Annotated in this window: 25 protein-coding genes; 6 read left to right on the top strand and 19 right to left on the bottom strand. The window is 53.0% G+C overall.

Features of this window, described 5'->3' with window-relative positions:
• Positions 1 to 196: 196 nt before the first annotated feature.
• From AC1RME_RS22655 to AC1RME_RS22645, 3 genes are all read right to left on the bottom strand, one after another.
• Entirely contained in the window at positions 197 to 532 is a 336-nt protein-coding gene (locus AC1RME_RS22655) for a ComEA family DNA-binding protein (RefSeq protein ID WP_096821040.1), read from the bottom strand.
• A 110-nt stretch (positions 533 to 642) separates the two neighbouring features.
• Positions 643 to 2,637, bottom strand: coding sequence for a polysaccharide biosynthesis protein (locus AC1RME_RS22650; RefSeq protein ID WP_096821039.1), 1,995 nt, complete (start codon positions 2,635 to 2,637; stop codon positions 643 to 645).
• A gap of 88 nt (positions 2,638 to 2,725) precedes the next feature.
• Positions 2,726 to 3,754, bottom strand: a complete 1,029-nt coding sequence (locus AC1RME_RS22645) for an MraY family glycosyltransferase (protein WP_096821038.1) — start codon at positions 3,752 to 3,754, stop codon at positions 2,726 to 2,728.
• A 732-nt stretch (positions 3,755 to 4,486) separates the two neighbouring features.
• Here AC1RME_RS22645 and AC1RME_RS22640 point away from each other — a divergent pair.
• Genes AC1RME_RS22640 through AC1RME_RS22615 form a run of 6 tightly spaced genes read left to right on the top strand, consistent with a single transcriptional unit; the run spans position 4,487 to position 9,697 of the window.
• Complete coding sequence (locus AC1RME_RS22640) at positions 4,487 to 5,266, top strand: ABC transporter permease (protein WP_096821037.1); 780 nt, start codon at positions 4,487 to 4,489, stop codon at positions 5,264 to 5,266.
• A gap of 5 nt (positions 5,267 to 5,271) precedes the next feature.
• The gene (locus tag AC1RME_RS22635; RefSeq protein ID WP_176504855.1) at positions 5,272 to 6,015 is read left to right on the top strand and encodes an ABC transporter ATP-binding protein; all 744 of its coding nucleotides are present in this window, start codon (positions 5,272 to 5,274) and stop codon (positions 6,013 to 6,015) included.
• Between the two features lie 4 nt (positions 6,016 to 6,019).
• Positions 6,020 to 7,156, top strand: a complete 1,137-nt coding sequence (locus AC1RME_RS22630) for a DegT/DnrJ/EryC1/StrS family aminotransferase (protein WP_096821035.1) — start codon at positions 6,020 to 6,022, stop codon at positions 7,154 to 7,156.
• A gap of 2 nt (positions 7,157 to 7,158) precedes the next feature.
• Entirely contained in the window at positions 7,159 to 7,980 is an 822-nt protein-coding gene (locus AC1RME_RS22625; protein ID WP_493091761.1) for an NAD-dependent epimerase/dehydratase family protein, read from the top strand.
• A gap of 8 nt (positions 7,981 to 7,988) precedes the next feature.
• Positions 7,989 to 8,969 (top strand): ATP-grasp domain-containing protein, encoded by a 981-nt coding sequence (locus AC1RME_RS22620; protein WP_096821033.1) that lies wholly within the window; start codon positions 7,989 to 7,991, stop codon positions 8,967 to 8,969.
• A gap of 41 nt (positions 8,970 to 9,010) precedes the next feature.
• The gene (locus AC1RME_RS22615; RefSeq protein WP_176504854.1) at positions 9,011 to 9,697 is read left to right on the top strand and encodes a metallophosphoesterase family protein; all 687 of its coding nucleotides are present in this window, start codon (positions 9,011 to 9,013) and stop codon (positions 9,695 to 9,697) included.
• A gap of 121 nt (positions 9,698 to 9,818) precedes the next feature.
• Here the strand turns inward: AC1RME_RS22615 and AC1RME_RS22610 are convergent, their stop codons facing one another.
• The 16 genes from AC1RME_RS22610 to AC1RME_RS22535 all read right to left on the bottom strand — a co-directional run bounded on the left by AC1RME_RS22610 (position 9,819) and on the right by AC1RME_RS22535 (position 26,972).
• Complete coding sequence (locus AC1RME_RS22610; protein ID WP_493091760.1) at positions 9,819 to 11,132, bottom strand: acyltransferase family protein; 1,314 nt, start codon at positions 11,130 to 11,132, stop codon at positions 9,819 to 9,821.
• A 179-nt stretch (positions 11,133 to 11,311) separates the two neighbouring features.
• The gene (locus tag AC1RME_RS22605) at positions 11,312 to 12,163 is read right to left on the bottom strand and encodes a class I SAM-dependent methyltransferase (protein ID WP_096821030.1); all 852 of its coding nucleotides are present in this window, start codon (positions 12,161 to 12,163) and stop codon (positions 11,312 to 11,314) included.
• Between the two features lie 107 nt (positions 12,164 to 12,270).
• On the bottom strand, positions 12,271 to 13,191 hold the full coding sequence (locus AC1RME_RS22600) for a glycosyltransferase family 2 protein (RefSeq protein WP_493091759.1): 921 nt from the start codon (positions 13,189 to 13,191) through the stop codon (positions 12,271 to 12,273).
• 78 nt (positions 13,192 to 13,269) lie between these two features.
• The gene (locus AC1RME_RS22595) at positions 13,270 to 14,604 is read right to left on the bottom strand and encodes a glycosyltransferase (protein ID WP_493091758.1); all 1,335 of its coding nucleotides are present in this window, start codon (positions 14,602 to 14,604) and stop codon (positions 13,270 to 13,272) included.
• The gene (locus tag AC1RME_RS22590) at positions 14,601 to 15,857 is read right to left on the bottom strand and encodes a glycosyltransferase family protein (protein ID WP_141401783.1); all 1,257 of its coding nucleotides are present in this window, start codon (positions 15,855 to 15,857) and stop codon (positions 14,601 to 14,603) included. Before AC1RME_RS22590 ends, AC1RME_RS22595 begins: the two co-directional genes overlap by 4 nt.
• A 178-nt stretch (positions 15,858 to 16,035) precedes the next feature.
• Entirely contained in the window at positions 16,036 to 17,007 is a 972-nt protein-coding gene (locus AC1RME_RS22585; RefSeq protein WP_096821148.1) for a UDP-glucose 4-epimerase family protein, read from the bottom strand.
• Between the two features lie 5 nt (positions 17,008 to 17,012).
• Entirely contained in the window at positions 17,013 to 17,933 is a 921-nt protein-coding gene (locus AC1RME_RS22580; protein ID WP_096821026.1) for a glycosyltransferase, read from the bottom strand.
• Positions 17,934 to 17,988: 55 nt separating this feature from the next.
• Complete coding sequence (gene rfbA / locus AC1RME_RS22575; RefSeq protein ID WP_192558662.1) at positions 17,989 to 18,879, bottom strand: glucose-1-phosphate thymidylyltransferase RfbA; 891 nt, start codon at positions 18,877 to 18,879, stop codon at positions 17,989 to 17,991.
• Complete coding sequence (gene rfbD, locus AC1RME_RS22570; RefSeq protein ID WP_096821024.1) at positions 18,876 to 19,769, bottom strand: dTDP-4-dehydrorhamnose reductase; 894 nt, start codon at positions 19,767 to 19,769, stop codon at positions 18,876 to 18,878. The genes rfbA and rfbD overlap by 4 nt, the downstream gene beginning before the upstream one ends.
• The gene (gene rfbB, locus AC1RME_RS22565; RefSeq protein WP_176504853.1) at positions 19,766 to 20,842 is read right to left on the bottom strand and encodes a dTDP-glucose 4,6-dehydratase; all 1,077 of its coding nucleotides are present in this window, start codon (positions 20,840 to 20,842) and stop codon (positions 19,766 to 19,768) included. Before rfbB ends, rfbD begins: the two co-directional genes overlap by 4 nt.
• A gap of 226 nt (positions 20,843 to 21,068) precedes the next feature.
• Positions 21,069 to 21,308 carry a lipopolysaccharide assembly protein LapA domain-containing protein gene (locus AC1RME_RS22560; protein ID WP_096821022.1) on the bottom strand — a complete coding sequence of 80 codons (240 nt, stop codon included), beginning with the start codon at positions 21,306 to 21,308 and terminating at the stop codon, positions 21,069 to 21,071.
• Positions 21,309 to 21,335: 27 nt separating this feature from the next.
• Positions 21,336 to 21,632 carry an integration host factor subunit beta gene (gene ihfB, locus AC1RME_RS22555; RefSeq protein WP_003189779.1) on the bottom strand — a complete coding sequence of 99 codons (297 nt, stop codon included), beginning with the start codon at positions 21,630 to 21,632 and terminating at the stop codon, positions 21,336 to 21,338.
• 153 nt (positions 21,633 to 21,785) lie between these two features.
• Positions 21,786 to 22,064: a hypothetical protein gene (locus tag AC1RME_RS22550; RefSeq protein ID WP_096821021.1), complete on the bottom strand. Its 279-nt coding sequence runs from the start codon at positions 22,062 to 22,064 to the stop codon at positions 21,786 to 21,788.
• Between the two features lie 208 nt (positions 22,065 to 22,272).
• Positions 22,273 to 23,958, bottom strand: a complete 1,686-nt coding sequence (gene rpsA, locus AC1RME_RS22545) for a 30S ribosomal protein S1 (RefSeq protein WP_007950918.1) — start codon at positions 23,956 to 23,958, stop codon at positions 22,273 to 22,275.
• 120 nt (positions 23,959 to 24,078) lie between these two features.
• Positions 24,079 to 24,768 carry a (d)CMP kinase gene (gene cmk / locus AC1RME_RS22540; protein WP_011335369.1) on the bottom strand — a complete coding sequence of 230 codons (690 nt, stop codon included), beginning with the start codon at positions 24,766 to 24,768 and terminating at the stop codon, positions 24,079 to 24,081.
• A complete protein-coding gene (locus AC1RME_RS22535) occupies positions 24,765 to 26,972 on the bottom strand; it encodes a bifunctional prephenate dehydrogenase/3-phosphoshikimate 1-carboxyvinyltransferase (RefSeq protein WP_255261925.1) in 2,208 nt (735 codons plus the stop codon). The genes cmk and AC1RME_RS22535 overlap by 4 nt, the downstream gene beginning before the upstream one ends.
• Positions 26,973 to 26,996: the final 24 nt, after the last annotated feature.

Raw genomic sequence — 26,996 nt, 5'->3', positions numbered from 1 at the left:
TGAGGAATGAGCAGCCTCTGAAAGCAGGAAAGCTTCCGTGGCGAGCGAAATTATTATAGGCATAATCTCAGCGCAATATGATAGCCATAATTTTATATATTCCGACGGAAAGGCACCCTGCTCCCTCGCAGACCTTCAGGACCGGGATGCAAAAAGGGCCGGTCAATGACCGGCCCCTTGGCGTTGAACAATCAGCTTAGTTGACTTCCAGCTTGTCGCGATTGCGATCCAGGATCGCTTTGCCGATGCCTTTCACTTCGAGCAACTCATCGACGGATGCAAATGGCCCGTTTGTTTCACGATATGCAACAATTGCCTTGGCCTTGGCCTCTCCAACACCCGCCAGCTCCTTTTGAAGGGTGGCTGCATCGGCCCCGTTGAGATCAACTTTCCGGACGTCGGAAGTGGCTGACGAATCCATCACCAGTGGGACCTTGTTCGCATCGGACGGCGCCACAGGCGCAGCGATGGCGGCAATCGAGGCGCTGGTCAGCAGGGCAAAAATCAGGGAGTAGAAATAACCGGTACGCATATGTGACGCTCCATCATCAATTGAGAAAGCAGCTTTTCCGAAGCTGCTCCTCAAAGTTAGGCGATGATCAGGACAAGTCAAAAATACGTCCGTTACAGGATGTGAAACAATCAGGGCTCGAGGCGGCGCTGCTGGTGGATCCAGTCGACTATCTCGCCGTCCGGCGTGTAGCCGCTGACCGTTTCGCGCAGAAGCTGGCGGACGCGGGAGTAGTCATCCGCTTCGACAGCCGCGAGCAGTTCTCTCAGCCGGGACTTCAGAACGTCCCAGGGCAAGTGATCCTCATTGGCCGTCATGATCATAGGATGCGGCGTGGCGGCAACATTGTCGCCGATCAACAGTTCTTCGTAGAGCTTTTCACCCGGGCGCAAACCTGTGAACTCGATGGAAATGTCGCCCTGAGGATTGCGCTCGGAACGAATACTCAAACCCGACAGGTGAATCATTTTCTCGGCGAGTTCGACAATCCTGACCGGCTCGCCCATATCCAGCACGAACACATCACCGCCCTGCCCCATGGAACCTGCCTGGATCACCAGTTGTGCCGCCTCCGGGATCGTCATGAAGTAGCGGGTGATCTTCGGATGAGTCACGGTCAGCGGCCCGCCGGACTTGATCTGGCTGTGAAACAGCGGAATCACGGAACCGGACGAACCCAGCACGTTGCCAAAACGCACCATGGTGAAGCGGGTCTTGTTGACACGGGAAACATTGGCCTTGTCGCCGAACAGCACCGGAGCCACTTCCCGACTCAGAGCCTGGAGGGTCAACTCTGCCAGACGCTTGGTACTGCCCATGACATTGGTCGGGCGAACAGCCTTGTCGGTCGAGATCAGTACAAAGTTCGAAACACCGGACTGCAACGCCGCTTGCGCCGTGTTGAGCGTACCGATCACGTTGTTCAACACACCCTCGGCAATGTTGTGTTCAACCATCGGCACATGCTTGTAGGCCGCCGCGTGGTAAACGGTGTCGACCTTCCAGGTTTTCATCACATCGAGCAACTTTTCCGGCTGACGGATCGACCCGAGGATCGGCAGCAACCGCACCCGCACCGCCTCTCGGCATCCCCGTTGCTCAAGTTCGGACAGAATGCTGTAAAGATTGAATTCGCTGTGTTCGAACAGCAACAGGGTCGTCGGCCCCAACACAAAGATCTGCCGGCACAACTCCGAACCGATCGATCCACCCGCCCCGGTGACCATCACGGTCTTGCCCCGGATGCAGCGCTCGAGCAGGTCCGGCTGAGCCGGCACCGAATCACGCCCCAGCAGGTCGGCGATATCGACCTCCTGGATATCCTCGACCTTGACCCGGCCACTGGCCAGATCCGTGAAGTTAGGCACGCTGCGCACATGAAGGGGGAAGCCTTCCAGCAGATTGAGGATTTCCCTGCGACGCGCCCGAGTCGATGAAGGCAGCGCCAGGAGAATTTCCTGCGCCCCGGTGACATCGATCATCTGTTGAATGTGTTTTGGCTTGTAGACCTGCAGACCCGAGATAGACCGGTCGGCAATACTGGAATCATCGTCGATGAACGCGACAGGACGCATGACCCGCCCCATGCGCAATGCCGCGACAAGCTGGTTGCCTGCGACACCCGCCCCGTAGATCGCCACCTTGGTCAGACCATCATCCCGGCTGGCGAACGGTACATGCTGCGCCGCGGTGAACCAGTCACCCATGAAGTACTGGCGCATGCACAGGCGCAGCCCACCGATGATCACAAGGCTCAGCCACCAGTAGTTGAAAATGATCGAGCGCGGGACGACAGCTTCATGATTGCTGTACCAGAAAACCACAAGCGCCAGGATCAGGGCAGAAAGGCTGACAGCCTTGATGATCGCAATCAGCGCATCGTTGCCGAAATAGCGCATCACGGCACGGTACATACCGAAACGTATGAAAAGAGGAACGGCGATGACGGGAGCGCAAACGAAAAGCCAGAAATGAATGCGCAGCGGGTTGTACATGTCGTCAATCCCGAGACGAACGATGAACGCCAGCCACAAAGCCATCCAGACCAGAAAAATGTCCGTAGCGACCTGGATGAGGCGCTTCTGCCGCCTCGGTAGCCCCAACAAAAACGCTCGTATCTTATCCATAAACCTCAACCGGATGGCCCTTTCCCTGACGACGATATATTGGCATTTTACGGGAATTCATGACGGCCGGACCCAAATGTATTATGCGCTACGTTGTAGGGACGGGACGCTCCAGCTCACCCGCACGATACTTGATGGCAATCAACAACAGGGGCACATACGCAATTGTCAGAGCCGCTGCGCCATCGACATCAAAATACACGACCGAAAAAGCCACGGGCAGCAACCAGAATACATTGATCAACAAGACCCCAAGCGTCACCGGGAGATGCTTGCCGTAGAGGCGAGAGGCGTACTGGTAAGCATGACTTCGATGAGCCTCATAAACTTTGTCCCCCCGCACCAATCGGCGCAACAGCGTAAATGTCGCATCAACGATGAAAACACCCAGCAGAATGTTCCAGACCCAGAACCACCTGGAGTCAACACTAGCAGCCGCCAGCGAAATACCACCTAAAATGATGCCCAGGAAACCGCTGCCTGCATCGCCCATGAAAATTCTGGCGGGCGGAAAGTTCCAGATCAGAAAACCCGCGACCGCCAGGGACAACAATAGCGGAACCCAGATCAACACCGGCTGACCATCAAGCGCGTAAAGCAGACACGCCCCTGCGCAGGCACTGATCGCCTCGACACTGGCGATGCCATCGATACCGTCCATGAAGTTGTAGAGGTTGAGCATCCACACCAGATAGATCGCCGCAATGACGGCACCGCTCCAGCCCAGATGAATCGTCAGTCCGAACAGCTTGATCGTCTCGAAACCGTTGAGCCAGAACACCATCCAGGCTGCCGCACAGAAATGCCCGGCAAGCCGCCAGCGAGCGGCAATGTGGCCGTGATCATCCATAAACCCGATAACCGCTATGACGACTCCCGCCGCCGCCATCCCGAGAAAGGTGGCAAGACTTGTCAGCGATTGCCCGTACAGAACGCAAAGCCCCAGAAGAAACACGATCACAATCGAAACGCCGCCGCCCCTCGGCGTCGCAACCGAGTGCGAACTGCGGGCATTGGGAATATCCATCAGACTGCGTGCGAGTGCGTATTGACGCAAAAGGGCCGTCAGCACGAACGATGCGACACCCGCGCCAATAAAAAACCACCAGAAACTCATACTCGACCGGGCTCCGAAAAAGTCGGCTAATTTGATACAACACTGCGCTCAGACAGCCCCGGGAGAATACTCTGTCAGGCTTCAACCTGATCTCGCCGAAGCCCTCTCTTCCTTTGGCATGTGCCCGCAACAGCGCAGGTGATATTGATCAGTGCCACCGGCACCTGATTGCCCTTCGTGAACGGTCAGCCGCTCCTTCAACGACAGCCAAGGATAATGCCCCCTCGAGAGAACCTCCACACCTTCACATATCAAGCACATCGAGCCTGGCTGCTGCGCAGGACAAGTGCACAGACCACCGGCCCGAATACACACAGCCAGCCCAATGACGGTACACAAGCCAAACCTGGCCAATCACTGGCACAGCGTGGCTTTCACCGCTCGTCGCTCCCCGCGCAAATGGGTGGCTGGCTTCATTCGATCGATACATGCTGGTATGCTGTCGCGCGGTCCAGGCAGGCTGATTCGGAATTCCGAAAGAAATGGAGGTGCTAGCATGTGTAAAGCCGAAAAAGCGATTATCAGCAAGCGGCTGAAACAATCAAACTCAACTGCATCATGCACCACGCTTTCGGGACATGATTCTTTTGCGGACATGGATATGTTTTCTTGATACCCGAGCAACATTCAACACAACGGTATCAACAAAGCACTTGGCAGGCCGTCCATATGCAAGGGCGACCTCTTTTTGAGAAACATGCAATCTGGCCTTTCGCCTCGGAATAAAACATTGTGTTCAGCATTTTTTTTAAAGAACTATTCCAATACAAATTAGTGCTCAAGCAGTTGATTTGGCAACAATTGACAATGCGTTACAGAAGGACCGCCCTCGGCTTTTTCTGGACATTGTTAAACCCGCTACTGACCATGGTCGTGACCTCTGTCGTATTTTCGATGATCATGAAATGGCCACTTAAGACATTTGCAATTTTCCTGTTCTCGGGGCTCGTACCTTTCACGTTATTCTCGAACTGCCTGGCCCAAGGTATGCAGGCATTGCTGGCCAACGAGTCATTAATCAAGAAAATCCACATACCGAAACAGATATTCGTCATTTCCACTTCGATAAGCCTGCTGGTCGACGCTATCTTCAGCACGATCTGCCTGTTCATCATCGCCCTTGCGATCGGCGCTCCTTTTACCGCTTCGCTCTTTATCCTGCCAATCAACTTCCTGTTGCTATTTGCCTTTGCAGTAGGCCTGGGACTGGCATTGAGCATCGCGACCGTTTCGTTCCGTGACCTGCCCAACATCGTGGGTGTGATACTCCAAGCCCTTTACTACCTGACGCCGATCATCTACCCGCTCTCTTTCGTCCCGGACACCTACAGATGGATCTTTGCGTTGAACCCGCTGACGCTGTTCATCGAAATCTTCCGACTGCCTATCTATGAAGGCTCCCTCGCCGGGCCCGATGTTTATGCAAAGGTTGTGACACTGGCAATTCTCAGCTTGCTTTTGGGTATATACATATTCAAAAAGCATGATCGATACATAGTATTCAAGTTGTGATCGATATGAACTCAAGTATCTCGATAAAAGATCTAAATCTAAACTTCCGCCTGTACCATGACAAAGGACAGTCGCTGAAGGAATTCTTTGCTGGGCTGCTGAAGCGCCACAACAAAAGCAAATACACGGAATTCCGCGCACTGAAAAACCTCAATCTCGAGGTCGTTCATGGCGACCGGATCGGGATTGTGGGCCACAACGGAGCAGGGAAAAGTACGCTGCTGAAAGCCATTTGCGGCATTTACTGCGCAACAGAGGGATCTGTAACGGTCAATGGCCGAATTGCCCCTCTACTGGAAATTGGAGCAGGCTTCAACGTTGAGCTGAGCGGCCGTGAGAACATCTACCTCAACGGCGCAATCCTCGGCTACAGCAAGTCCATGCTCAAAAAGATCGAACCCGAGATCATTGAGTTCACGGGTTTGGCCGAGTTCATTGACACCCCTGTGAAGTACTACTCCACAGGGATGTACATGCGCCTGGCTTTTGCTATCGCCACTGCCGTTCATCCAGACATTCTTATTCTCGATGAACTTTTTGCCGGTGGTGATGCAGAATTCATCGATAAGGCTCTGGCACGCATGCATGATTTCATTGATAGCTCTAGCATCATGGTATTCGTATCCCATCAGCCCGACTTGCTGCGCAAGCTGTGCAATAGAGTTATCTGGATCGATCACGGCAGCATCGTCGAAGATGGTGAGCCAGATGTCGTTATTAAAAAATATTTGAATAATCACGCGGGGTGATACTGTGGCAACGCAACTTTTTGTTCCAAACTTCCGAGTCGACGAATGCCTTGAAGGCATCCGCGAATGCCTGGAAAAAGGCTGGACCGGTCTGGGCTTCAAGACAGTCGAAATGGAAGAGGCCTGGAAAACCTACACAGGCCTGCCGCATGCGCATTTCCTGAGCTCCAACACGGTTGGTCTGCACCTGGCATTCCACATGATGAAGACGAAGTATGGCTGGGGCGACGATGCCGAAGTCATCACTACGGCGCTGACCTTCGTATCGACCAACCACGCGATCATCCAAGCCGAACTCACCCCGGTTTTCGCTGATGTCGACCAATACCTCTGCCTTGACCCGGTCGATGTAGAGCGCAAGATCACCGACAAGACCAAGGCGATCATCTTCGTAGGCCTGGGCGGTAACGTCGGCCAGTACGAAAAAGTGCTCAAGCTGTGCAAGGATCGCGACATCAAGGTCGTTCTGGACGCCGCTCACATGGCGGGCACCCGCGTTGACGGCAAGCACGTTGGCCACGACGCAGACGTCACCGTATTCAGCTTCCAGGCCGTAAAAAACCTGGCGACTGCCGACTCCGGGATGATCTGCTTCCGCGACAAGGAAGACGACGAACGTGCGCGCAAGCTGGCATGGCTCGGGATCAACAAGGACACATTTGCACGCACCGCCAGCCAGGGTGCCTACAAATGGAAGTACGACGTGGAAGAGCTGGGCTTCAAATATCACGGCAACTCCATCATGGCCGCCATCGGCCTGGTCTCGCTGAAGTACCTTGACCGCGACAACGCCTATCGCCGCCAACTGGCCGACTGGTACCTGGAAGCCCTGGAAGGCGAAACACTGATCGAGCCTGTTCTGGTTTCGCCAGGCTGCGAATCGTCTCGTCACCTGTTCCAGGTTCGCGTACCAAAACGCGATGAAGTCCTGATGGCTCTGAACGAACACGAAATCTACCCAGGCGTGCACTATCGCGACAACACCGAATACCGCATGTACAGCTCGGGTGCCGGCAAATGCCCTGCCGCACACAAGGCCAGCAATGAGCTGATCTCTCTGCCGATGCACATGGGCGTTACCAAGAATGACGTAGAGGTCATCGTAGAGACGCTGAAGAAAGTAGTCCAAGCGGGTCTCTGACCATGAATCTCCGATGCAAATATTCAGCCGGTTACCGCATTGCGGTAACCGGATCAACCGGATATGTCGGAAGCAAATTTCTGGAGTCTTTCGAGACTCCAGATTTTGTTGAGACTGACTTTACTCAACTTCCAGCTGGCTCATTGATTGTTCATCTTGCAGCAAACATGAACAATACAAGCAGCGCACTTTCTGAAAACACCCTCATCGACACGCTGGTACTGGAACAGGTCAACGAAAAACATCGTGGCTTGATCTACGCTTCCACCAACAACGTCTACCCCTACGCCTTGAACTGCCGCACTGGCGACAAGCTGCGCTGCAACGATTACTACTCTGCCTCCAAGGTCTTCGGCGAAAAACTGTTCGAAGATCTGATCAGAGTCCCCTTTGTCTCGGTAAGAATTGCCGATGTCTTTGGCGTAGGCCAGAAACACGGAAACTTCTTCAAGGCGATCGAGCAAGGCATCCGTCAGAAGAGCAGTCTCGCTCAGTACGGTGCAGGCCTCAAAAGACGCACGTATGTCCACATCACTGAACTGGTCCAATTACTGAAATGGATTGCGACAGACGGATTTGATCTGGCATCGACAACACGCGTTCTGAACACTGGCTACCCGGACTCTGCCAGCATTGCTGAAATCGTGGCGCTGGCAGCCGAAATGACCGGGTTGGAAGTCATCAACAAACACATAGAAAATGATCTGTCGGCTTTTGATGTCAGAACCATGCAGCCGACAATCCTGCCAGGCTATACCCCTCAGTGGAGCTCTTTCAAAAGTGCTTTCGCTGGCTATGTCGAAGAAATCAATTTACAGGTTTAACATAGAACATGAATATTCTGATTACCGGTGCGGGCTCTGTAATGGGACAGAGCATTTACAAGGCCTTGGCATTTCACGACTTTGGCGAGCCTCTGAACATCCACTTCGCCAACAGTGAAGAGCTGGGTGCCGGACGCTTTTTTTCCCTGCCCTCAGCACCTGTAGTCAAGACGCCTATATTTCCTCTGGCGGCATCCCCTGAGTATCACAGCCACCTGCGAAACTATGTAAAAGAACACGACATTCAAATTGTGTTCTCCGGCACCCAGCACGAGCTGGCGGCGGTAGCCAACTATCGCGATGAAACACTGCGAGCCGCAACGCTCTCCTCTAGCATCACTGACATCTGCATGGACAAGGTCTCCACGTCAGCCGTGCTGGAGCGACATGGCATCAGAGTTCCAAAGACCAGTTCGCTGAGTGAGTACCTGGAGTCCGGCAACATCTCCGGCCCGATTGTAATCAAACCGAACCATAGCTCCTCTTCTCGCAGCATCTATAAGGTTTCCGGGCTTGCTGAAGCCAAGAAGCTGATCGCGGAAGAAAACATCAAAGTTGACTCCTTCCTGGTTCAAGAACTGTTGACAGGCAACGAGTACACTTGCGGTTGCTACGTTGACCGTTACACCAAAGAAATCAACCATATCATTTTCAAGAGAACACTGACGCCGGACGGCGCCACCTCGTATGGTGAAATCGTTCTGGATGAAAGCATTTCCTCTTATCTGAATAATATCGGCAAGGCACTGATTGAAGAAGGCTTGGACTTTGGCCACTTCAACGTTCAGTTGATCCAGACCGAAACCGGTCCCGTTTTGTTTGAAATCAATGGTCGTTTGAGTTCAACCGAGGCCTCCAAGGCATACTACGGCTACAACTCGTGCGCAGCCTTTGTATACAACATCGTTAAACAAGAACCTTTCAACGGCTGGAAGATTGCACAGTCTGGCCGATTCCTGCGCTACTACGAAGAGCTGTACTTCGAATAATGAGCAGCCTCCCCTTGCTGTTACCTTATCGTGGAGAGCCCGTGTACATCATTGCCGATGTACACGCCAACCTCCCCGCCCTGCAAGCGGTATTGGACTCAATACCGCCCTCGGCGGATATCGTTTGCGCTGGCGACCTCCTGGGCTACTACACCGAGCCGAACGAGGTTTGCCGGTTACTGCGAGAACGCAAAGTACATTGCATCAAAGGCAATCATGACAAATACGTACTGGGCGAGCTCAGCTATTCCGATAGCCGAGAATCGAAGTACAGAATACAGAGCACACGAGAATCGCTGACCGACGAGAATCTGGAATGGCTTTCATCACTCCCGGACGCTCTGGAACTGCGCTTTTCGACCGATGAAAAAAGCACGCCTGTCGATACAGCCATGTATGTAGCGCACGGAAGCCCACATAACGCTGAAGAGTACATCTATAAGGATACGGAGATAGGCTTTGCCTGGCCCGACGCAATGGACTACCTGGTGCTCGGACACACGCACCATCCAATGCAACGGCCAGCCGGAAGCGGAGTCATCGTCAACCCGGGTTCTGTAGGCCAGGCCAGGGACAGAATTCCCGGTGCGTGCTACGCGTCTATCGATGCGCACTCAAGAACTGTAGAGTTCTTCAGAGCAAATTATGATATTGATGCCTATAAAAACAGACTTCGAGAAGCAGGCATTCAAGAAGCCATGATCGAAATCCTGTCAAGAACCGCGTAAACAGTTAGCACCTTGGCCGAGGAGGAAGTTCACCCTTCCCGGCCAAGTTTCCCATGCACGTCGCGATTCGCTCCGACCACGAACTGCTCCATGAGCAGAATGTTAAGGACGAGAAACCGGCTTACACGGGAGCCACTTCCATCCCCTCCTTGCTTACCCTCTTGCTATCTTTCCTCTTGTACATCCTGATAAATGGATACTCCACCAACAAGGAAACAAGATAAGAAAGAAAAACACAGATTACTATCCGGATTATAGACAAACCGTGTTCGGTAAATGTATCAGCCAACCACTTGAGCAAACCGCCACCGATGTACCTATTGGTGATCTCAAGAAACAATATATGAACCAGGTAAAGCGGGTACGACAACCTGGCAAGCAACACAATGGGTTTTGCTTGTAGAGGCATCCAGTAAGCACCGAGCACAAAACAAGCACCTATCGCCCCCAGGAGTGTTGGCAGCCAGAGGGTGTCTCGCGTTATCAGGAACGGCCTCGCAAGAAACTCAGGGTTTCCATAGATATACACAAGAAAAAGAAAACTCAGAATAATTGCCGCCGAAATCCACCACGCCGATTGCGATCTTACATCACGTGCAAACCTTAAGTAAGCCGCCGCCAGAACACCGACTGCCAGCTCATCATATCGAGAATGGAACTGAATAAAGCTTGCGAAGTACCAACTGGAATCATCGGGTGCAAAGCCCGATGTCATTGCCGCCCGCACTGCAATACCTGAAAGATAAGCAACCACCAGCGCGACCAGCATCGGCCATGGCTTTTTACCCGAAAGGTAAGAAACCAAGACAATCGCCAATGGAGCAATCAGGTAGAACATTTCCTCAATGACCAGACTCCACGAGCCACCTGGGATGTAAGCCTCATTGATATTGAAATAGCCCGGAAAGAAGTAAGGCCCCGTAGTCTGCAGAAACAACATCCCCGAAAGCATGCTTTTTACAGCTATAAAATCGAACACCCCACCCGCTTTCAACACAAAACACAAAAGCATTATAAAATAATAAATTGGAAGTATTCGTAAAGCTCTCTTCTTGTAAAACTCCACAAAATCGAAACGACCCGATGTTGTTTTATCGAGAATAATTCCACCGATCAAAAAACCACTCAGTACAAAAAATATGTCTACGCCTATCCAACCGACAGGAAACAAATGGAAGTGGTAGAGAACAACAAGCGCAACCGCCAGCGCCCTTAAGCAATCGACGCCCGGATACGCACCTGCACCGGTCAAATAGCCCCAGTGCTCCTTGATATAACCCATTGCAGACAATCCTCTGGCTTGGCTAAATAGTTTCTGAATTGTACCGTCGTGCAGGGCGCCGGGTGAACAAAACCATCCGCCTTCCGACAAGGCTCTGTCTCTGCTTGCCCTGTACGGAGGAGTGGTTGGGAGGGGGCGCAGCAACACCGCCACGCCCCTATCCTGAATCCGGACAGGCGGCCACCTACCCACCGGCGAGATCCTCGGCGAGCGTTTCATTCGGTCTAATACAAACGGAATCAAAAAATCCCGGCATCTTGCTCACTAAAAACAGTAAGCATTCTGTCGGGACTTAGAGGTGCGAGACAGCTGATCGTAGCGTCTTGGCTCGACTACCCCAGAGCATCAATCTTGCGACGAAGATCCTGAATGACGGCATCTAGCTCATAAACCAGGAAGTTGACTGGCGTCAGAACCCCGTCAACACTGAAAATACTTCCGTCTTTTCTCGTAGTGGTCACTACACTTTTCGCAGTACGGAGTTCTGACTCACCCACTTCTCTTGCTTCAAGATAGGCGATTTGATTGTTTATGTGCTGGAGCTGCTGCTCAACAAACGCAAACGGATCATCCTTGGTCCCGACAGGACCTGTTTCAGGACGCACAGGACAAGGTTTGACTGCTTCCAGGGAATAGGCGATCTGATCCACCACGTTCATTTTCGAGGAACGCGCCAAAAATTTCTCCTCGTCGGAAGAGTCCACATATTCTGGAAAGTAGAAATAGGATACTGACAAGGTCTTGAACTCAATACCAATTTCACTGTTCGCAGAGTATCTCAGCCCCCAATGCGGGCAACTGGGTGAAGCATACTCGTGCTTCGCCATTGCATCCGTTTCCGAATCGGAGGAAAAGAACCGAAACGTATGTTCGTTGAAACAGATGTTGTTGTTGTGAAATGGATTGGCCAGGTTAGCGGTGGTTGTAAAATAAGGAACAACGATTTTGAGTTGACCAGCCGGCTTCAATACCCGATAGCACTCCTCCATAACATGGAGAAAGCCTTCGATCGTCAAATGTTCTAGAGTATGAGATGAAAAAATGAAATCGACACTGCTGTCCTCAAAAGGGAGACGTTCCTTATTGAGATCGAGCGTAATATCGGCATCGCTCATCGCAGAAAAGTCAATGCCGATTGCCCCGGTGATTTTCTTCCTTCCACAGCCAATATCAAGAACTACCATAAATAAAACCTACTCATATTTGATATGACTCTAAGCGCAATACACGTAAATCACGATGCAAGCCACTTACCTTACACACCCGAATGACCGGACGCCCCCGACAACGCTTATTTCATCTTGCCAGTGACACCGGCTATACCGTCCCGCGCGCCACGAAGCATCATCTTAACGCACGCCATTCGATCCGAAGAAAAAATACCAAAAAAAACCAGTGCTCTCAGGCATCGTGCAAGGTCGGCTATTTTCCAACGTAGCGGCATGTAGGATCTTTGCTGAAGCAGAATGCTATTGCGGAACATATAGTAATAACGGAAAGGTGAATGGTACGGAACGGTTCGCCAACGAAGAAACCAGAATCTGGCTCTACGATCACCCAACGAATGCAACATGATCGCGTCGTTTACGCCAAACAGCTTGAGTCCCATAGACTTCGCGCGCAAGCACCATTCAGTGTCGACGTGATCGATAAACAGGCTCGCATCCACGCCCCCGACCTTGGCGATAGCCGAAAGGGGAATCAGCGATCCAGAGGAAATTAGAAAGTCTGCCTCGACGACTCCGCTGTCAGGAGCACAGTCTATTCGAGAAAAACCGAAATACCCGATACGTACAAAACTGGACAACCTGCCACCATCGAAGTCTTTGTAACCTGGCGCAACCGCTGCCAAAGGAACACCAGATGACTCCAGCTCCCTCGCTGCGGAAAGCAGCTTCACAACCATATTCTTCTCAGGGCAGCTATCCTGATCAAACAGTACGACGTAGGTAGCGCCGGAAGTCTTGGCATATTCAATACCAACGTTCTGCGCATGACCGATACCCAGGTTTTCACCAAGACTGAGAACAGCAGGTTTGCTTTCAATGTCTAGCTGGCTGACAAAAAGCTCCATCGAATCCGACGACCCATTGTCCACAATGACAATGCTATCGACCTGCTCGTTTAAAGACTCGACCAAATTCCTCAAGTTGCCCAGATCTGGAAAGAAGGTAATGATCACTGCGCATACAGATGGGACTTGTTTTTTCATATAAAACTCGAATGCTCATGCCCATTTATATAGTTACGGAACGTCAAACTACACGACCTCAAACCTGGAACTCCTCATTTAACGCAAACGTCTCCATACAGCAGCAAAAATCGATAGAACTCCGCCGGAAGCATAACGACGTCGCAAACGAAAGAAAAAACCTGTTGATTGATTGGCGCTGACGTAGTGCGACCGGACCAGTGATCGGTCAGGTGCAACAGTCATTGTCCCAAGCCTTTCGAGCAAAGGGTGTACTACAGAGTCCCAGCGAAACCTTTCTGAATAGTTGCGGACGTTTTCCTGGAATCTTTTATGCTCGCTTTTATCAGTCATCAAGACCGTTATAGCTTGAACCCAACCCTCAAGGTCTTCAAAACCGACGGATATGCCTGTCCCCTCGGGAATCAGAGAATCACCAAACACATCGCCTTGTGTTGCAATGATCGGCAAGTCACACCAGAGATAATCCAGCATGCGAGTTCGAAACGAGAAGCGCGTCTCGGGATTGTCAAAGTGAGAACTTATACCGGCATCTGCATCAAGCAGAAAATTATGGCGATCGTCATAGTCCACCCAGCCAAAATTAAAGTGAACAAACTTATCGATCAACCCGAGCTCGGTGGCCAGTTCGACTGCTCGAGCACACATATCATGCTGAGCAATACTGGCATTTGGATGCTTGACCCCAATGAACACGAGATGCACTCGTGCACCTTCCGAAATCAAGCGATGGACAGCCTTGATGGGCGTCAATGGATCAAACCATTGATACAACCCACCTCCCCATACAAGAACAAAATCATCTGCGGGGATATTAAAGGTTGAGCGTATCGCTCGCCTGGTCGGCTCCGGCCGCTGGGACGACAATCCAAATGGCAGCAGCGATATCAGGTCGGAAACATCGGCGTGACTCGCTTGCGGCCAACGATCTGCGTTGACTCGTCCGGCCAACGTCAGTGCACCCAGCCAGAATCCCCTCTGTTTTTCACTTGCACAAAGGAAATGATCTCCGTACACGAGTTGCTCAAGCAGCACATCGCATAAAAAATTGCTGGTCATCCCTCTTACATTAAGGCTTACACCTTCCGATGCCTGATGATATTCAAGTGGAACCGGGCAATAAAGGTCTACCACAAGACAACCTTTTAAATCCTTTAAAAAAGGATGAGATCTTAAAGCGTCACCTTGAACTATCAGAAAATCCGCATTTTCTGCTGTCGACTTGAAATCCGCATCCGAGAACTTTTTTGTTTCGAACAACACGTCAACCAACGGCTGAGCCTTTGGCGCATACACTTTAACATCGAAGCTTTGTGAAAGAACTTTTGCTATTTCCACACATCTGATTGCCGGTCCGGCCATTTTGAGCCCGACGACATCATTACAGACGATCAAAACAGTTTTTTTCCTCACATTATACTCGCCTTCAAGATATACAAGCCGGTAGCAATCAACGCAAAAAAAGCAAAGGTTCTTACCACTTTTCTAACAGGCGCCCTGCTCAAAAGCGACTTCAGCTTTCCTTTCAAGACAAATCCATATATAGAAGTCGCCGTAGCGGCCTCCATTCGCTTGGCAACGCGTGACATGCCACTCAGATGGAAATGTTTTACATAGTTGAACCGAATCCTGGAGGACATCAAGCATTCAGAATCATGAGAAACTCTATCGAGCGCCTCGCGCCAGGCTGGAATAATCGATTCATGCGAATGGTTCAATTCGACATACTTGAAGGACTCTTCCTTTATCGTATCGCGCAATTGAGAACTATCAACGAGGCGCTTGATAGCTTCCACCCAATCGTCGACGTTGTTATCAACCAACAGGCCGGAGCGCTCCGACACTACACACTCGACATAGGGAGTCGTATTGCTATAGATAGCGGATATCCCGCACCCACCGTACTCTCTGAACTTATTGTTCGTTTTGGAAGAGTTGAACTGACTTTCCATCAACGGCGCCAATCCGACAGTCCAGTTTCGGCCCATTTTGAACTCAAGAAATTTGGAATAGTCCGAAAAACCCGGAAACCACTGCACATTATTCAAGTTGCGCAATTCATCGGAAACACCACCAATGAACTCAAAGCGAATTTCAGGCCGCTCCTTTCCTAATTTCTCAACCACTTCCTGAAGCAGCGCAAACTCTTCTTCCTTATAGCCACCGGCGTACCCGACCACCGCGTCCCTTGCAGGTTTTACTGTAAGTTTTTTTGCAATCTTACGAATCAGTGAAGTGTCAAAAGGGACTGGCAACAACTCACATTTCACATCAGGAAATCTTCGATTGATAAATTCGGCGAATGTTTTGTTGTGCGTAATTACGAAACTGGCATTCTCAACAAAAGCGTCGAGCGACATGACGACTTCTGCCGATTGATAATAACGCGCCAACGCTCCGGAGCCGGTGATTTTCCAGAAATTGTCATCAATGTAATATGCATAGGGAATACCATGCTCGCGCAAGTACACCGGCAACCAGTCGTATCTTGGATCACAAATCCGACAAAATATGTTGACACCGCTGACGAGGGACGACCAGCCGACAGTGCTTAGAAGGCGGGTATCGCAGTTATCTTCACCACTCACATCATTCAGCAGACGCGAAACAATTCTTGTCGTCGAAATATCACCTTCAATCCAGAAATTTATTTTGCTGAATGACATACATAACCTATAAAAGTAAAAATAGTCTAACCCGTTAATCCGAAGTATCTCGCCGCGTACAGCAAGACTCAATCAAAGCTTCACATTTAAAACATTCCCGTCAGCAAGCAGCGTTACATCCATAGAGCGCCATTCGACCAGCGGCACCGAAGAATGAGAATCCAGAATCTTCATGGTTTCAGGCACGGTGCTTTACCAATGCTTCCTGATAGTGAATGGCCGTCTGACGCATGGCTCGATCTGAATGTATCGGTGGAGCCCACCCCAGTAACTCATAGTTCTTGGAGATGTCAACCTGCAGCGAACCGCAGACCCGACTTGCAACCGCTTGCTTGCCCAGCAGCGCCGCCACAGACAGTATCAGCCACTCTGGCAAGGCAATCAGCCGGGATCGCTTATCCAGAGCGTTCGCAAGGCTGTTCAATAACTGAGGAGTGGAGAGATCCTGACCATCGCTAACCAGAAATGTCTGATTAGCCGCCGCAGGATGATTGATACACGTGACGATAAAATCCACCAGATTGCCCAACGCAACCAGACTTCGCTGGTTGCGTATGCCACCTAAAGGCAGTGGGACACCTCTGTCGAGCCAGCGCAACATATTCAGAAAATTGGCTTTGACACCAGGCCCATAGACCAGTGGAGGACGAATGATCACAAGCTCCATTGAAGTCTCCAGTGCCAGTTGTTTCAGTGCTTGCTCGGCCTCGTATTTGGAGACTCCATAGGGGTCTTGGGGAGCAGGCACATCATCCGCGCTGAACGGTTTCCCCGGAAGAGTGCTTTCCCCATTGACCTTGATCGAACTGATGAAAATGAAGCGCCGCACTCCTGCTTCCGCTGCCTGCTTCGCCAGTCGCAAGGTTCCTTCAACATTGACCTTGCGAAACTCAGCGAGGGCATCCTCGGCAGTTTCATTCATCACATGCACTCGCGCGGCCGTATGAACAACAACATCCACGCCATTCAAATCAGGCCGGTGACTCGGGTTATCCATGTCAAAAGACACAGTGGGGCATAATCCCTGCAATTGCGTAGCACGACGCGCGGCAGCGATAGGCGTGTATTTTTTATCGAGCAACAGGCGCATGACCAGCCGCTGCCCGACAAACCCGCTGGCACCGGACACAAAAATGCTCGGTTTTGGCACGATGCTCAAGACTTGCTCCCCAACAATGCGCTAGCCCAACAGATAAAGAAGAAGAAGACCTTATCCCTTACCCGACGCCTGCATTGCCAGGCCCTGAAGGAAAGCTTGACCAGTTTCATCCCACGCAACTGCCGAGTATTGACTACCGATGGCGCCTGTTCAGGCGTCACCAACGTTGCGATGAGTTCAACCTGACTGAACCACCAGCCGTCATGGATGGTTTTATAGCGAGTAATCAATGGTCGTAGACCGGTATTGGCACCGACTTGATTACGCTCGTGCTGGCGATAATCCATAGATGCCCCTGGATCGATATACCAGCGATAGCCGTTGCTTCGCGCATAGGCATAGCAATACCAGTCATGCAGGCTGACGCCTTGCAGTTGCTGCCAGTTCGCAAGCATTGAAACCTTTAAAGAGCCCGCCAGAGCGTTACTCATTACGTAGGTACAACCCGGCCCGGCAGCCTCGAACAAATAGTCCAGATCAACCTGTGGCTGCGCTTTGTCCAGAAGGACAGTCTTGCCATCAGGCCAGAATGCAGTGACGTTACTGGAGTACGCATCAACGCTTTGCTCTGCAATGCTTTGTGTTGCACGAAGCAGCTTGTTCGAATGCCAGATGTCATCTTGATCTGAAAAGGCAATGAAGTCGAACTTAGCGAAGTCGACATCGCGTATAAGCCGGAAGAAGTTGCGCGACGCACCGCCAAATCGCCCGGAGTCCGGGAGGATCACCACACCGGGGTGCTCACTGGCGTACGCTCGGCACAGCGCTTCCGTACCGTCTGATGAGGGATCAATACTGATGTAAACGGTTACATCAACTGCTGATTGATTGAGGATTGAGGAAAGTTGTTCCTCAATCCACGGTGTTCCATTGTAGGCAGCCAGTAAAACTGCAACCTTCGGATGTTCTACTGGCATGCCGTTCCTGCTTGCACGGATTGAACGCTTTGTTTGAATGCCGAACTTTCCAGACTCAGAAAGAAGTCGAATCCAACAATTTTTTCAGGTATTGCCCGTAGCCTGTCTTCTTGAGAGCCTCTGCCTGCTCGCTCAACTGATCCGACGTAATCCAGCCATTGCTGTACGCGATTTCTTCAAGGCACGCCACTTTCAAACCCTGGCGGTGTTCGATGGTATGCACGAAATGGCTCGCCTCAAGCAGCGAGTCGTGAGTACCGGTATCCAGCCACGCAAAGCCTCGACCGAGCATTTCGACATTGAGGGTTTGTTGCTCGAGATAAGCACGGTTAACGTCTGTAATTTCCAGCTCGCCTCGCTCGGAGGGCTTGATGCCCTTGGCAATATCGACAACCTGGTTATCGTAGAAATAAAGACCGGTGACGGCGTAACTGGACTTTGGCTTGAGCGGCTTTTCTTCGATGCTCAATGCCCGACCAGACGCATCGAACTCAACGACGCCGAAACGCTCCGGATCAGAAACGTGATAACCGAATACTGTCGCGCCTCGTTCCTGAGAGCTGGCGGAACGCAAGTTATCGGAGAAGTGCTGACCGTAAAATATGTTGTCACCGAGGATCAAGCAGCACGGATCCTTACCGATGAACTCCTCACCGATAATAAAGGCCTGAGCCAAACCATCGGGACTTGGCTGTTCGGCATAGGTCAATTGAATACCGTAGCGGCTACCGTCACCGAGCAGCTTGCGAAAGTTTGGCAGATCTTCAGGGGTGGAAATGATCAGGATTTCTCGCATACCTGCGAGCATGAGCACGGACAACGGATAAAAAATCATCGGTTTGTCATAGATCGGCAACATTTGCTTGGAAACACCCAGAGTCAGCGGGTGCAAGCGTGTTCCCGAACCACCGGCCAGAATAATTCCCTTTCGATTTGTCTTGATCATTTATTAAAAACTTCCATCAGCATTCTGTTTACGCCGCTTTGCCATTCCGGCAGGCGAAGGGCAAAATTATTTCGCAGTTTCTGGGTGTTCAGGCGTGAATTCAAGGGACGACGGGCGGGAGTCGGATAGGCTGTCGACTCGATCGGGTTTACTTCAGTCACCTTCAATGGCTCGCCAATCTTTCGCGCAAATTCTATGACATGGGAAGCATAGCCGTGCCAGGAAACTTCACCACCGGCAACCAGATGGTAGATACCCGCCAAATCAGCACTTTGCTTCACTTTCAAAATGGCATGGGCCGTTACATCGGCAATCAGGTCAGCACCGGTTGGCGCACCCAGCTGATCGAAAATCACATTTAACGCCTCACGCTCTTTGGCCAGACGTAACATGGTTTTCGCGAAGTTGTTGCCCCGAGTGGAATAGACCCAGCTCGTACGAAAGATCAAGTGCGAACAGCCGGAAGCAATAATTGCCTCTTCGCCGGCGCGCTTGCTGATTCCGTATTGATTCAGGGGCGCAACAGGGTCGTCTTCCTTCCAGGGCAAGTCACCCTCACCACTGAACACATAATCAGTAGAGTAGTGAACCAGCAAGGCATTCAGAGCCAATGCTTCATCCGCCATGACGGCGACGGCCTGGGTATTGATCAGGGTAGCGAGTTCCTTTTCGGACTCTGCTTTATCGACGGCATTGTAGGCGGCAGCGTTGACTATCACATCCGGCCTCAGATGACGGATCGTTGCGCGCAGCGCTTCCGGATCCGACAAGTCGCCTTGCAGGCCATTGAGCAGGTGGCGATCCATCGAGATGAGCTCACCCAGCGGAGCCAGGGAGCGCTGCAGCTCCCAACCCACCTGACCATTTTTTCCAAAAAGAAGGATTCTCATGCTTTTTGGGAGCGATCGCTGTAGTTCTGATCAATCCATTGTTGATAACTGCCGCTTTTCACATGTTCAACCCACTGCGCGTTGTTCAAATACCATTCCACCGTCTTGCGAATACCGGTTTCGAAGGTTTCCTCTGGCGCCCAGCCGAGTTCACGCTGAATCTTGCTCGCATCGATCGCATAACGCTGATCATGTCCCGGACGATCCTGAACATAAGTAATCAAGCTTGCGTGTGGACGATGAGCTGAATCCGGCCGGAGTTCATCCAGCAGCGCGCAAAGGGTTTGAACCACTTCGATGTTCTGCTTTTCGTTGTGACCACCAATGTTGTACGTCTCACCGATAACACCCTCGGTGACGACTTTGTACAGTGCACGCGCATGATCTTCTACGTACAACCAGTCACGCACTTGATTGCCCTTGCCGTAAACCGGCAGCGGCTTGCCTTCCAGTGCATTGAGAATGATCAGCGGGATCAACTTCTCAGGGAAGTGGCATGGACCATAGTTGTTCGAGCAGTTGGTGACCAGTGTCGGCAGACCGTAGGTACGGGCCCAGGCACGAACCAGGTGGTCGGAGCTGGCCTTGCTGGCAGAGTATGGCGAGCTTGGCTGATAAGGCGTGGTCTCGGTGAAGAGATCTTCAGGACCTTCGAGGTCGCCGTACACTTCATCAGTGGAAATGTGATGAAAGCGGAACGCGGCTTTGCGAGTATCGTCCAGTGCGGACCAATATTGGCGTGCAGCTTCCAGCAACGTGTAGGTGCCGATGATATTGGTCTGGATGAATTCGGACGGACCGGAAATCGAACGGTCAACATGGGATTCAGCAGCCAAATGCATGATTGCATCCGGTTGGTGTTCCCGCAGGACACGATCAATTTGATCACGATCGCAGATATCAACACGCTCAAAGGCATAACGTGAGTTTTGACTAACTTCGACCAACGACTCAAGGTTGCCAGCGTAAGTCAGCTTGTCAACGTTCACGACGGCGTCGTTAGTGTTGGAAATGATATGACGGATGACTGCCGAGCCGATAAATCCGGCGCCGCCGGTTACTAGAATTTTCACGCGAAACCATACCCTTGAGCTGCGGACCGCGCCCATAACGAGCGCAGCCTAATCCATGAATGCGAAAGCCGTCATAACCCAGGCCTCCGTCAGAGTCAGTCTGAATCTATGTGGTAACGAAGCCACCATCGAACAAGGGCTGCATTTTACAGCTTAATTAACGTTTTACTAATGGATATAGACAGGCAGCGCCGCAAATTCGATGGATGTCCCGCGCCTGTCGTTTTCAGACAAGGCGCTTGCGCGCAGCGCGGGACGAGCGTCCCAGAAACCAGCCCAGAACAGGACCGACGAGCATCCCAAGAAGCAGCGCGAGAACCATCACCAGAGATACTGGAAGTTGCGGCCCCGCCCAACCAAGGAACATCAGCGAAATGGACTGCTGATTCTCCAGCACAAACGCCAGGATCACCAGCATCAGTAAAAGAATGAAAACGCCAAGAAGCATGCGTTTGAGGTTACGCATGGGCCCCCTCCTGAAAGGTCGTGGCTGTCAAACCCCCTCCTCCTCTTCTTCGTTCACGCGATCACGCAACTCCTTGCCCGGCTTGAAATGCGGTACAAACTTGCCATCAAGGCTGACAGACTGACCAGTCTTCGGATTGCGGCCGACCCGCGGCGCACGATAGTGCAAGGAAAAGCTGCCAAAACCACGGATCTCGATGCGATCACCCGTAGCCAGACACTGGGACATTTGCTCAAGCATGGTCTTGATGGCCAGCTCCACATCTTTGGATGAGAGCAGCCCTTGATGGGTGACAATTCGTTCGATCAACTCCGACTTCGTCATATTTTTCCCTTCTTTTTCAAGCAGCTAGATCAGCGCTTGAAAGGTTTTAGCATGCCCGGAAGATTTTGAACAGCCCAGGGATTGACATATCTTCTTCAGCGTCAAAACGCCCGTTTTCAGGGCGAAAAACCATACATCCACGCCAGCAGGCACTCAGCGACACATCACCAGCATGGTCCGAGTCACGTAACCCGCGGGATTGAAGCCAAAAGGGAATTCATCTTCATCTTTTGCTTCATCAGATCGAGTGAGCACCTTATAACCCGCCCCCTTGCACTCCTTCGCCGCACGCTTTTGGCATTTTTCCCAGCCCGACCCCAACCCGGAACAGTCGATCTCTATACCGCTGACACCACGCACCGCGTGGGTTTTGGCACTTGTGGTGCAACCCGCCAAAACCAGCACAGCCATGAGGAGAATAAACTTGTTCATCCACTTCCTTATGCCAGGCAACAGCCCGACTACTGCACACCCAAGACCAAGCTTAGTCGCGAATAGGCGATTGATCCGATTAAAGAAACAGACCACCAAGCGAAGAGTTTGGTTTCACACACAAGGCGCAACAGGGGAATCCAGCACACCAAATCGCAGGCACAAAAAAGGGCGACCGAAGTCGCCCTTTTTAACGATCAGACAGAACTCAGTTCTGTTTGGCCATTGCTTGACGCAGCAGTGCCGCCATAGTGGTGTCAGCTGCTTCGCCTTCCGGAGCTGCTTTCAGGCTCTGGATGGCTTCTTTCTCTTCAGCATCGTCTTTCGACTTGATCGACAGCTGAATTACGCGGCTCTTACGATCAACGCTGATGATCTTGGCTTCTACTTGCTGACCTTCTTTCAGAACGTTGCGCGCGTCTTCAACGCGGTCACGGCTGATTTCGGAGGCTTTCAGAGTCGCTTCGATATCGTCGGCCAGAACGATGATGGCGCCTTTGGCGTCAACTTCTTTCACGGTGCCAGTAACGATTGCGCCTTTGTCGTTAACCGAGACGTACTCGGAGAACGGATCGCTTTCCAGTTGCTTGATACCCAGGGAGATACGCTCGCGCTCTGGGTCAACCGACAGGATAACGGTGTCCAGCTCGTCGCCCTTCTTGAAACGACGTACGGCTTCTTCGCCCACTTCGTTCCAGGAGATGTCGGACAGGTGAACCAGACCGTCGATGCCGCCGTCCAGACCAATGAAGATACCGAAATCGGTGATCGACTTGATGGTGCCGGAGATTTTATCGCCCTTGTTGAACTGGCCAGAGAAGTCTTCCCATGGGTTCGACTTGCACTGCTTGATGCCCAGGGAGATACGACGACGCTCTTCGTCGATGTCCAGAACCATAACTTCCACTTCGTCGCCGACTTGTACGACTTTCGAAGGGTGGATGTTCTTGTTGGTCCAGTCCATTTCCGAAACGTGCACCAGACCTTCAACGCCTTCTTCCAGCTCAGCGAAGCAGCCGTAGTCGGTCAGGTTGGTTACACGAGCGGTAACGCGAGTGCTTTCTGGGTAACGGGCTTTGATAGCAACCCATGGATCTTCGCCCAGTTGCTTCAGGCCCAGGGAAACACGATTGCGCTCGCGATCGTACTTCAGAACCTTGACGTCGATCTCGTCGCCAACATTGACGATTTCGGAAGGGTGCTTGATACGCTTCCACGCCATGTCGGTGATGTGCAGCAGGCCGTCCACGCCACCCAGATCGACGAATGCGCCGTAATCGGTGAGGTTTTTGACGATACCTTTGACTTGCTGGCCTTCTTGCAGGGATTCCAGCAGAGCTTCACGCTCGGCGGAGTTCTCGGCTTCCAGGACGCTGCGACGGGAAACGACAACGTTGTTGCGCTTCTGGTCCAGCTTGATGACCTTGAATTCCAGCTCTTTGCCTTCCAGGTGCGTGGTGTCGCGCACTGGACGGACGTCAACCAGGGAACCTGGCAGGAACGCACGGATGCCGTTAACGTCGACAGTGAAGCCGCCTTTAACCTTACCGTTGATAACGCCCTTGACCACTTCCTCAGCTGCGAAGGCTGCTTCCAGAACGATCCAGCATTCAGCGCGCTTGGCTTTTTCACGGGACAGCTTGGTTTCACCGAAACCGTCTTCAACCGAGTCCAGAGCAACGTGAACTTCGTCACCGACGTTGATGTTCAGTTCGCCAGCGTCGTTGTAGAACTGCTCCAGAGGGATCAGTGCTTCGGACTTCAGGCCAGCGTGAACGGTTACCCAGCGAGCTTGGTAATCGATATCAACGATAACACCGGTGATGATGGAGCCTGCCTGAAGGTTCAGGGTCTTTAGGCTTTCTTCAAAGAGTTCCGCAAAGCTTTCGCTCATTTTAATTCCTGTTGATTAGGGCGAAAAAGTACGCCCATCTCCACATCCCAGACGATGTGGGTTAGTTTCATTAAAAAGAAGCACCGCAGGACTATGACTGGTCCCCTGTGGCCTTCTTGGTCACCCGGCGATATCGCGAATGGCGATCTCGCTCATGATGCGTTCAAGCACCTGATCGATGGACAACTCCGTGGAATCCAGCTGTATCGCGTCGGCCGCCGGCTTGAGCGGGGCCACCGCTCGCTGGGTATCACGCTCATCGCGCGCACGAATCTCATCTAGCAGACTCGACAGACTAACACCCTCGACTTTGCCCTTCAACTGCAAATATCGACGGCGCGCCCGCTCCTCGGCACTGGCGGTCAGGAAAATCTTCAAGGGCGCATTCGGAAATACCACCGTTCCCATGTCGCGACCATCGGCCACCAGGCCCGGCGCTTCCTGGAAAGCACGCTGGCGCTGCAGCAGCGCCTCGCGCACGGCCGGCAATGCAGCCACCTGGGAAGCGCCGGAACCGACGCTCTCGGTACGGATGACATCGCTGACTTCATCACCTTCCAGAATGATGCGCTGCAACTGACCGTCGGTCGCCGCGATGAACTGCACATCCAGATGAGCGGCCAGTTTCTTCAGCAGCTCTTCATTGGTCAGGTCGACACCATGGTTGTGCGCAGCAAACGCCAGCAAGCGATACAGCGCACCGGAATCCAGCAGGTTCCAGCCCAGACGCTTGGCCAGAATCCCGGCTACGGTGCCTTTGCCCGAGCCGCTTGGCCCATCGATGGTGATGACCGGAGCAATGTTGTTCACGACTGAGCCTCTTGCGCCACACGAATGCCGACCTGCGCGCACAGCGCCAGGAAGTTCGGGAACGATGTCGCGACGTTGGCGCAATCATGGATGCGGATCGGTGCAGTGGCGCGCAGCGAGGCCACGCTGAAAGCCATCGCGATACGGTGATCGCCATGACCATGCACTTCGCCGCCGCCAATCTGGCCGCCGTCGATGATGATGCCGTCCCGGGTCGGCTCGCACTTGACGCCCAGCGCCAGCAAACCGTCCGCCATGACCTGGATACGGTCCGATTCCTTGACCCGCAACTCTTCGGCGCCGGTCAGCACGGTGCGCCCTTCGGCACAGGCTGCCGCCACGAACAGTACCGGGAACTCGTCAATGGCCAGTGGAACCAGCGCTTCCGGAATCTCGATACCTTTGAGTTTAGCTGCTCGCACGCGCAGGTCTGCAACCGGCTCGCCGCCCACTTCACGCTGGTTTTCCAGGGTGATGTCGGCGCCCATCAGGCGCAGGATGTCGATCACACCGGTACGCGTCGGGTTGATGCCGACGTGTTCGAGTACCAACTCCGAACCTTCGGCGATCGACGCTGCCACCAGGAAGAACGCCGACGACGAGATGTCGCCCGGCACTTCGATGTGGGTCGCGGTCAGCTTGCCGCCGGACTCAACCGATGCCGTAGCACCGTTGACGCTCACCGGATAGCCGAAGCCGCGCAGCATGCGCTCGGTATGGTCACGGGTCGGCGCCGGCTCGGTCACGGTGGTCTTGCCTTCGGCGTACAGACCCGCCAGCAGCAGGCAGGACTTCACCTGGGCACTGGCCATCGGCATGGTGTAGGTCAGGCCTTTGAGCTTGTGACCGCCACGAATAGTCATCGGCGGACGACCTTCGGCAGCGGTTTCGATCACGGCGCCCATTTCCCGTAGCGGGTTGGCCACGCGATTCATCGGACGCTTGGACAGCGACGCATCACCGGTCAGAGTGCTGTCGAAATCCTGCGCGGCCAGCAGGCCGGACAGCAGACGCATCGAAGTGCCGGAGTTGCCCAGATAGATCGGGCCCGGCGCAGGTTTCAGGCCGTGCAGGCCGACACCGTAGATGGTCACGCGGCCGTGATGCGGACCTTCGATGACCACGCCCATGTCGCGGAACGCCTGCAAGGTCGCCAGGGCATCTTCGCCCTCGAGGAAGCCTTCGACTTCAGTGACGCCTTCAGCCAGGGAACCGAGCATGATCGAACGGTGGGAAATCGATTTGTCACCTGGTACGCGAATCCGACCGGACAGGCGGCCACCAGGTTGAGCCAGGAAAATCAGATCGTTGGAATTCATAGCGTCCACATAGGCCCTGCGGGCCAGGATTTTACTGAAATGCTCGCGGGCAACCCGGGCGCGCGTGAAGACGCCCAACAATTGGTGCCCATCCCCTGCATCGACCGCGTCGCGCAAGGCGTCGAGGTCGCTGCGAAATGTATCGAGTGTGCGCAGGACAGCCTCGCGGTTGGCGAGAAAGATGTCATGCCACATGACCGGGTCGCTTCCGGCGATTCTTGTGAAATCGCGAAAACCGCCCGCAGCGTAACGGAAGATCTCAAGGTTTTCATTGCGCTTGGCCAGCGAATCAACCAGACCGAAGGCCAGCAAGTGCGGCAGATGACTGGTCGCCGCCAGCACTTCATCGTGACGCTCGACCTGCATGTGCTCGACGTCGGCACCCAGCTCGCGCCACAAGTGATCAACCACTGCCAGCGCAGCCGGATCGGTCTGCTCCAGCGGGGTCAGAATCACCTTGTGACGACGAAACAGCTCTGAGTTGGAGGCTTCCACCCCGCTCTGCTCGGAACCGGCAATCGGATGACCCGGCACGAAACGCGCCGGCATGCCGCCGAACGCTTCGGTCGCCGCGCGCACCACATTGCCCTTGGCGCTGCCGACATCCGTCAGGATCGCCTGCCCCAGATCCATGCCAGCCAGACGGGCCAGCACTTTTTCCATGGCCAGGATCGGCACCGCCAACTGGATCACGTCCGCGCCCTGGCAGGCAGCCACCAGGTCTTCTTCGCAGCGATCCACCACACCCAACTCGACCGCCAGCCTGCGCGATTGCGGGTCGAGATCGACCCCGACCACTTCGCGGCACAGACCGCTTTCACGCAAGCCTTTGGCAAACGAACCACCGATCAACCCCAGACCGACCACCACCAGGCGCCCGATCATAGGTGCAGCAGATTGCAGCGCAGT

The sequence above is a fragment of the Pseudomonas sp. GW822-FHT03F08 genome, assembly GCF_058801265.1.
The sequence above is the reverse complement of the archived record's forward strand: the minus strand, read 5'-3'. Positions and strand labels throughout refer to the sequence as shown.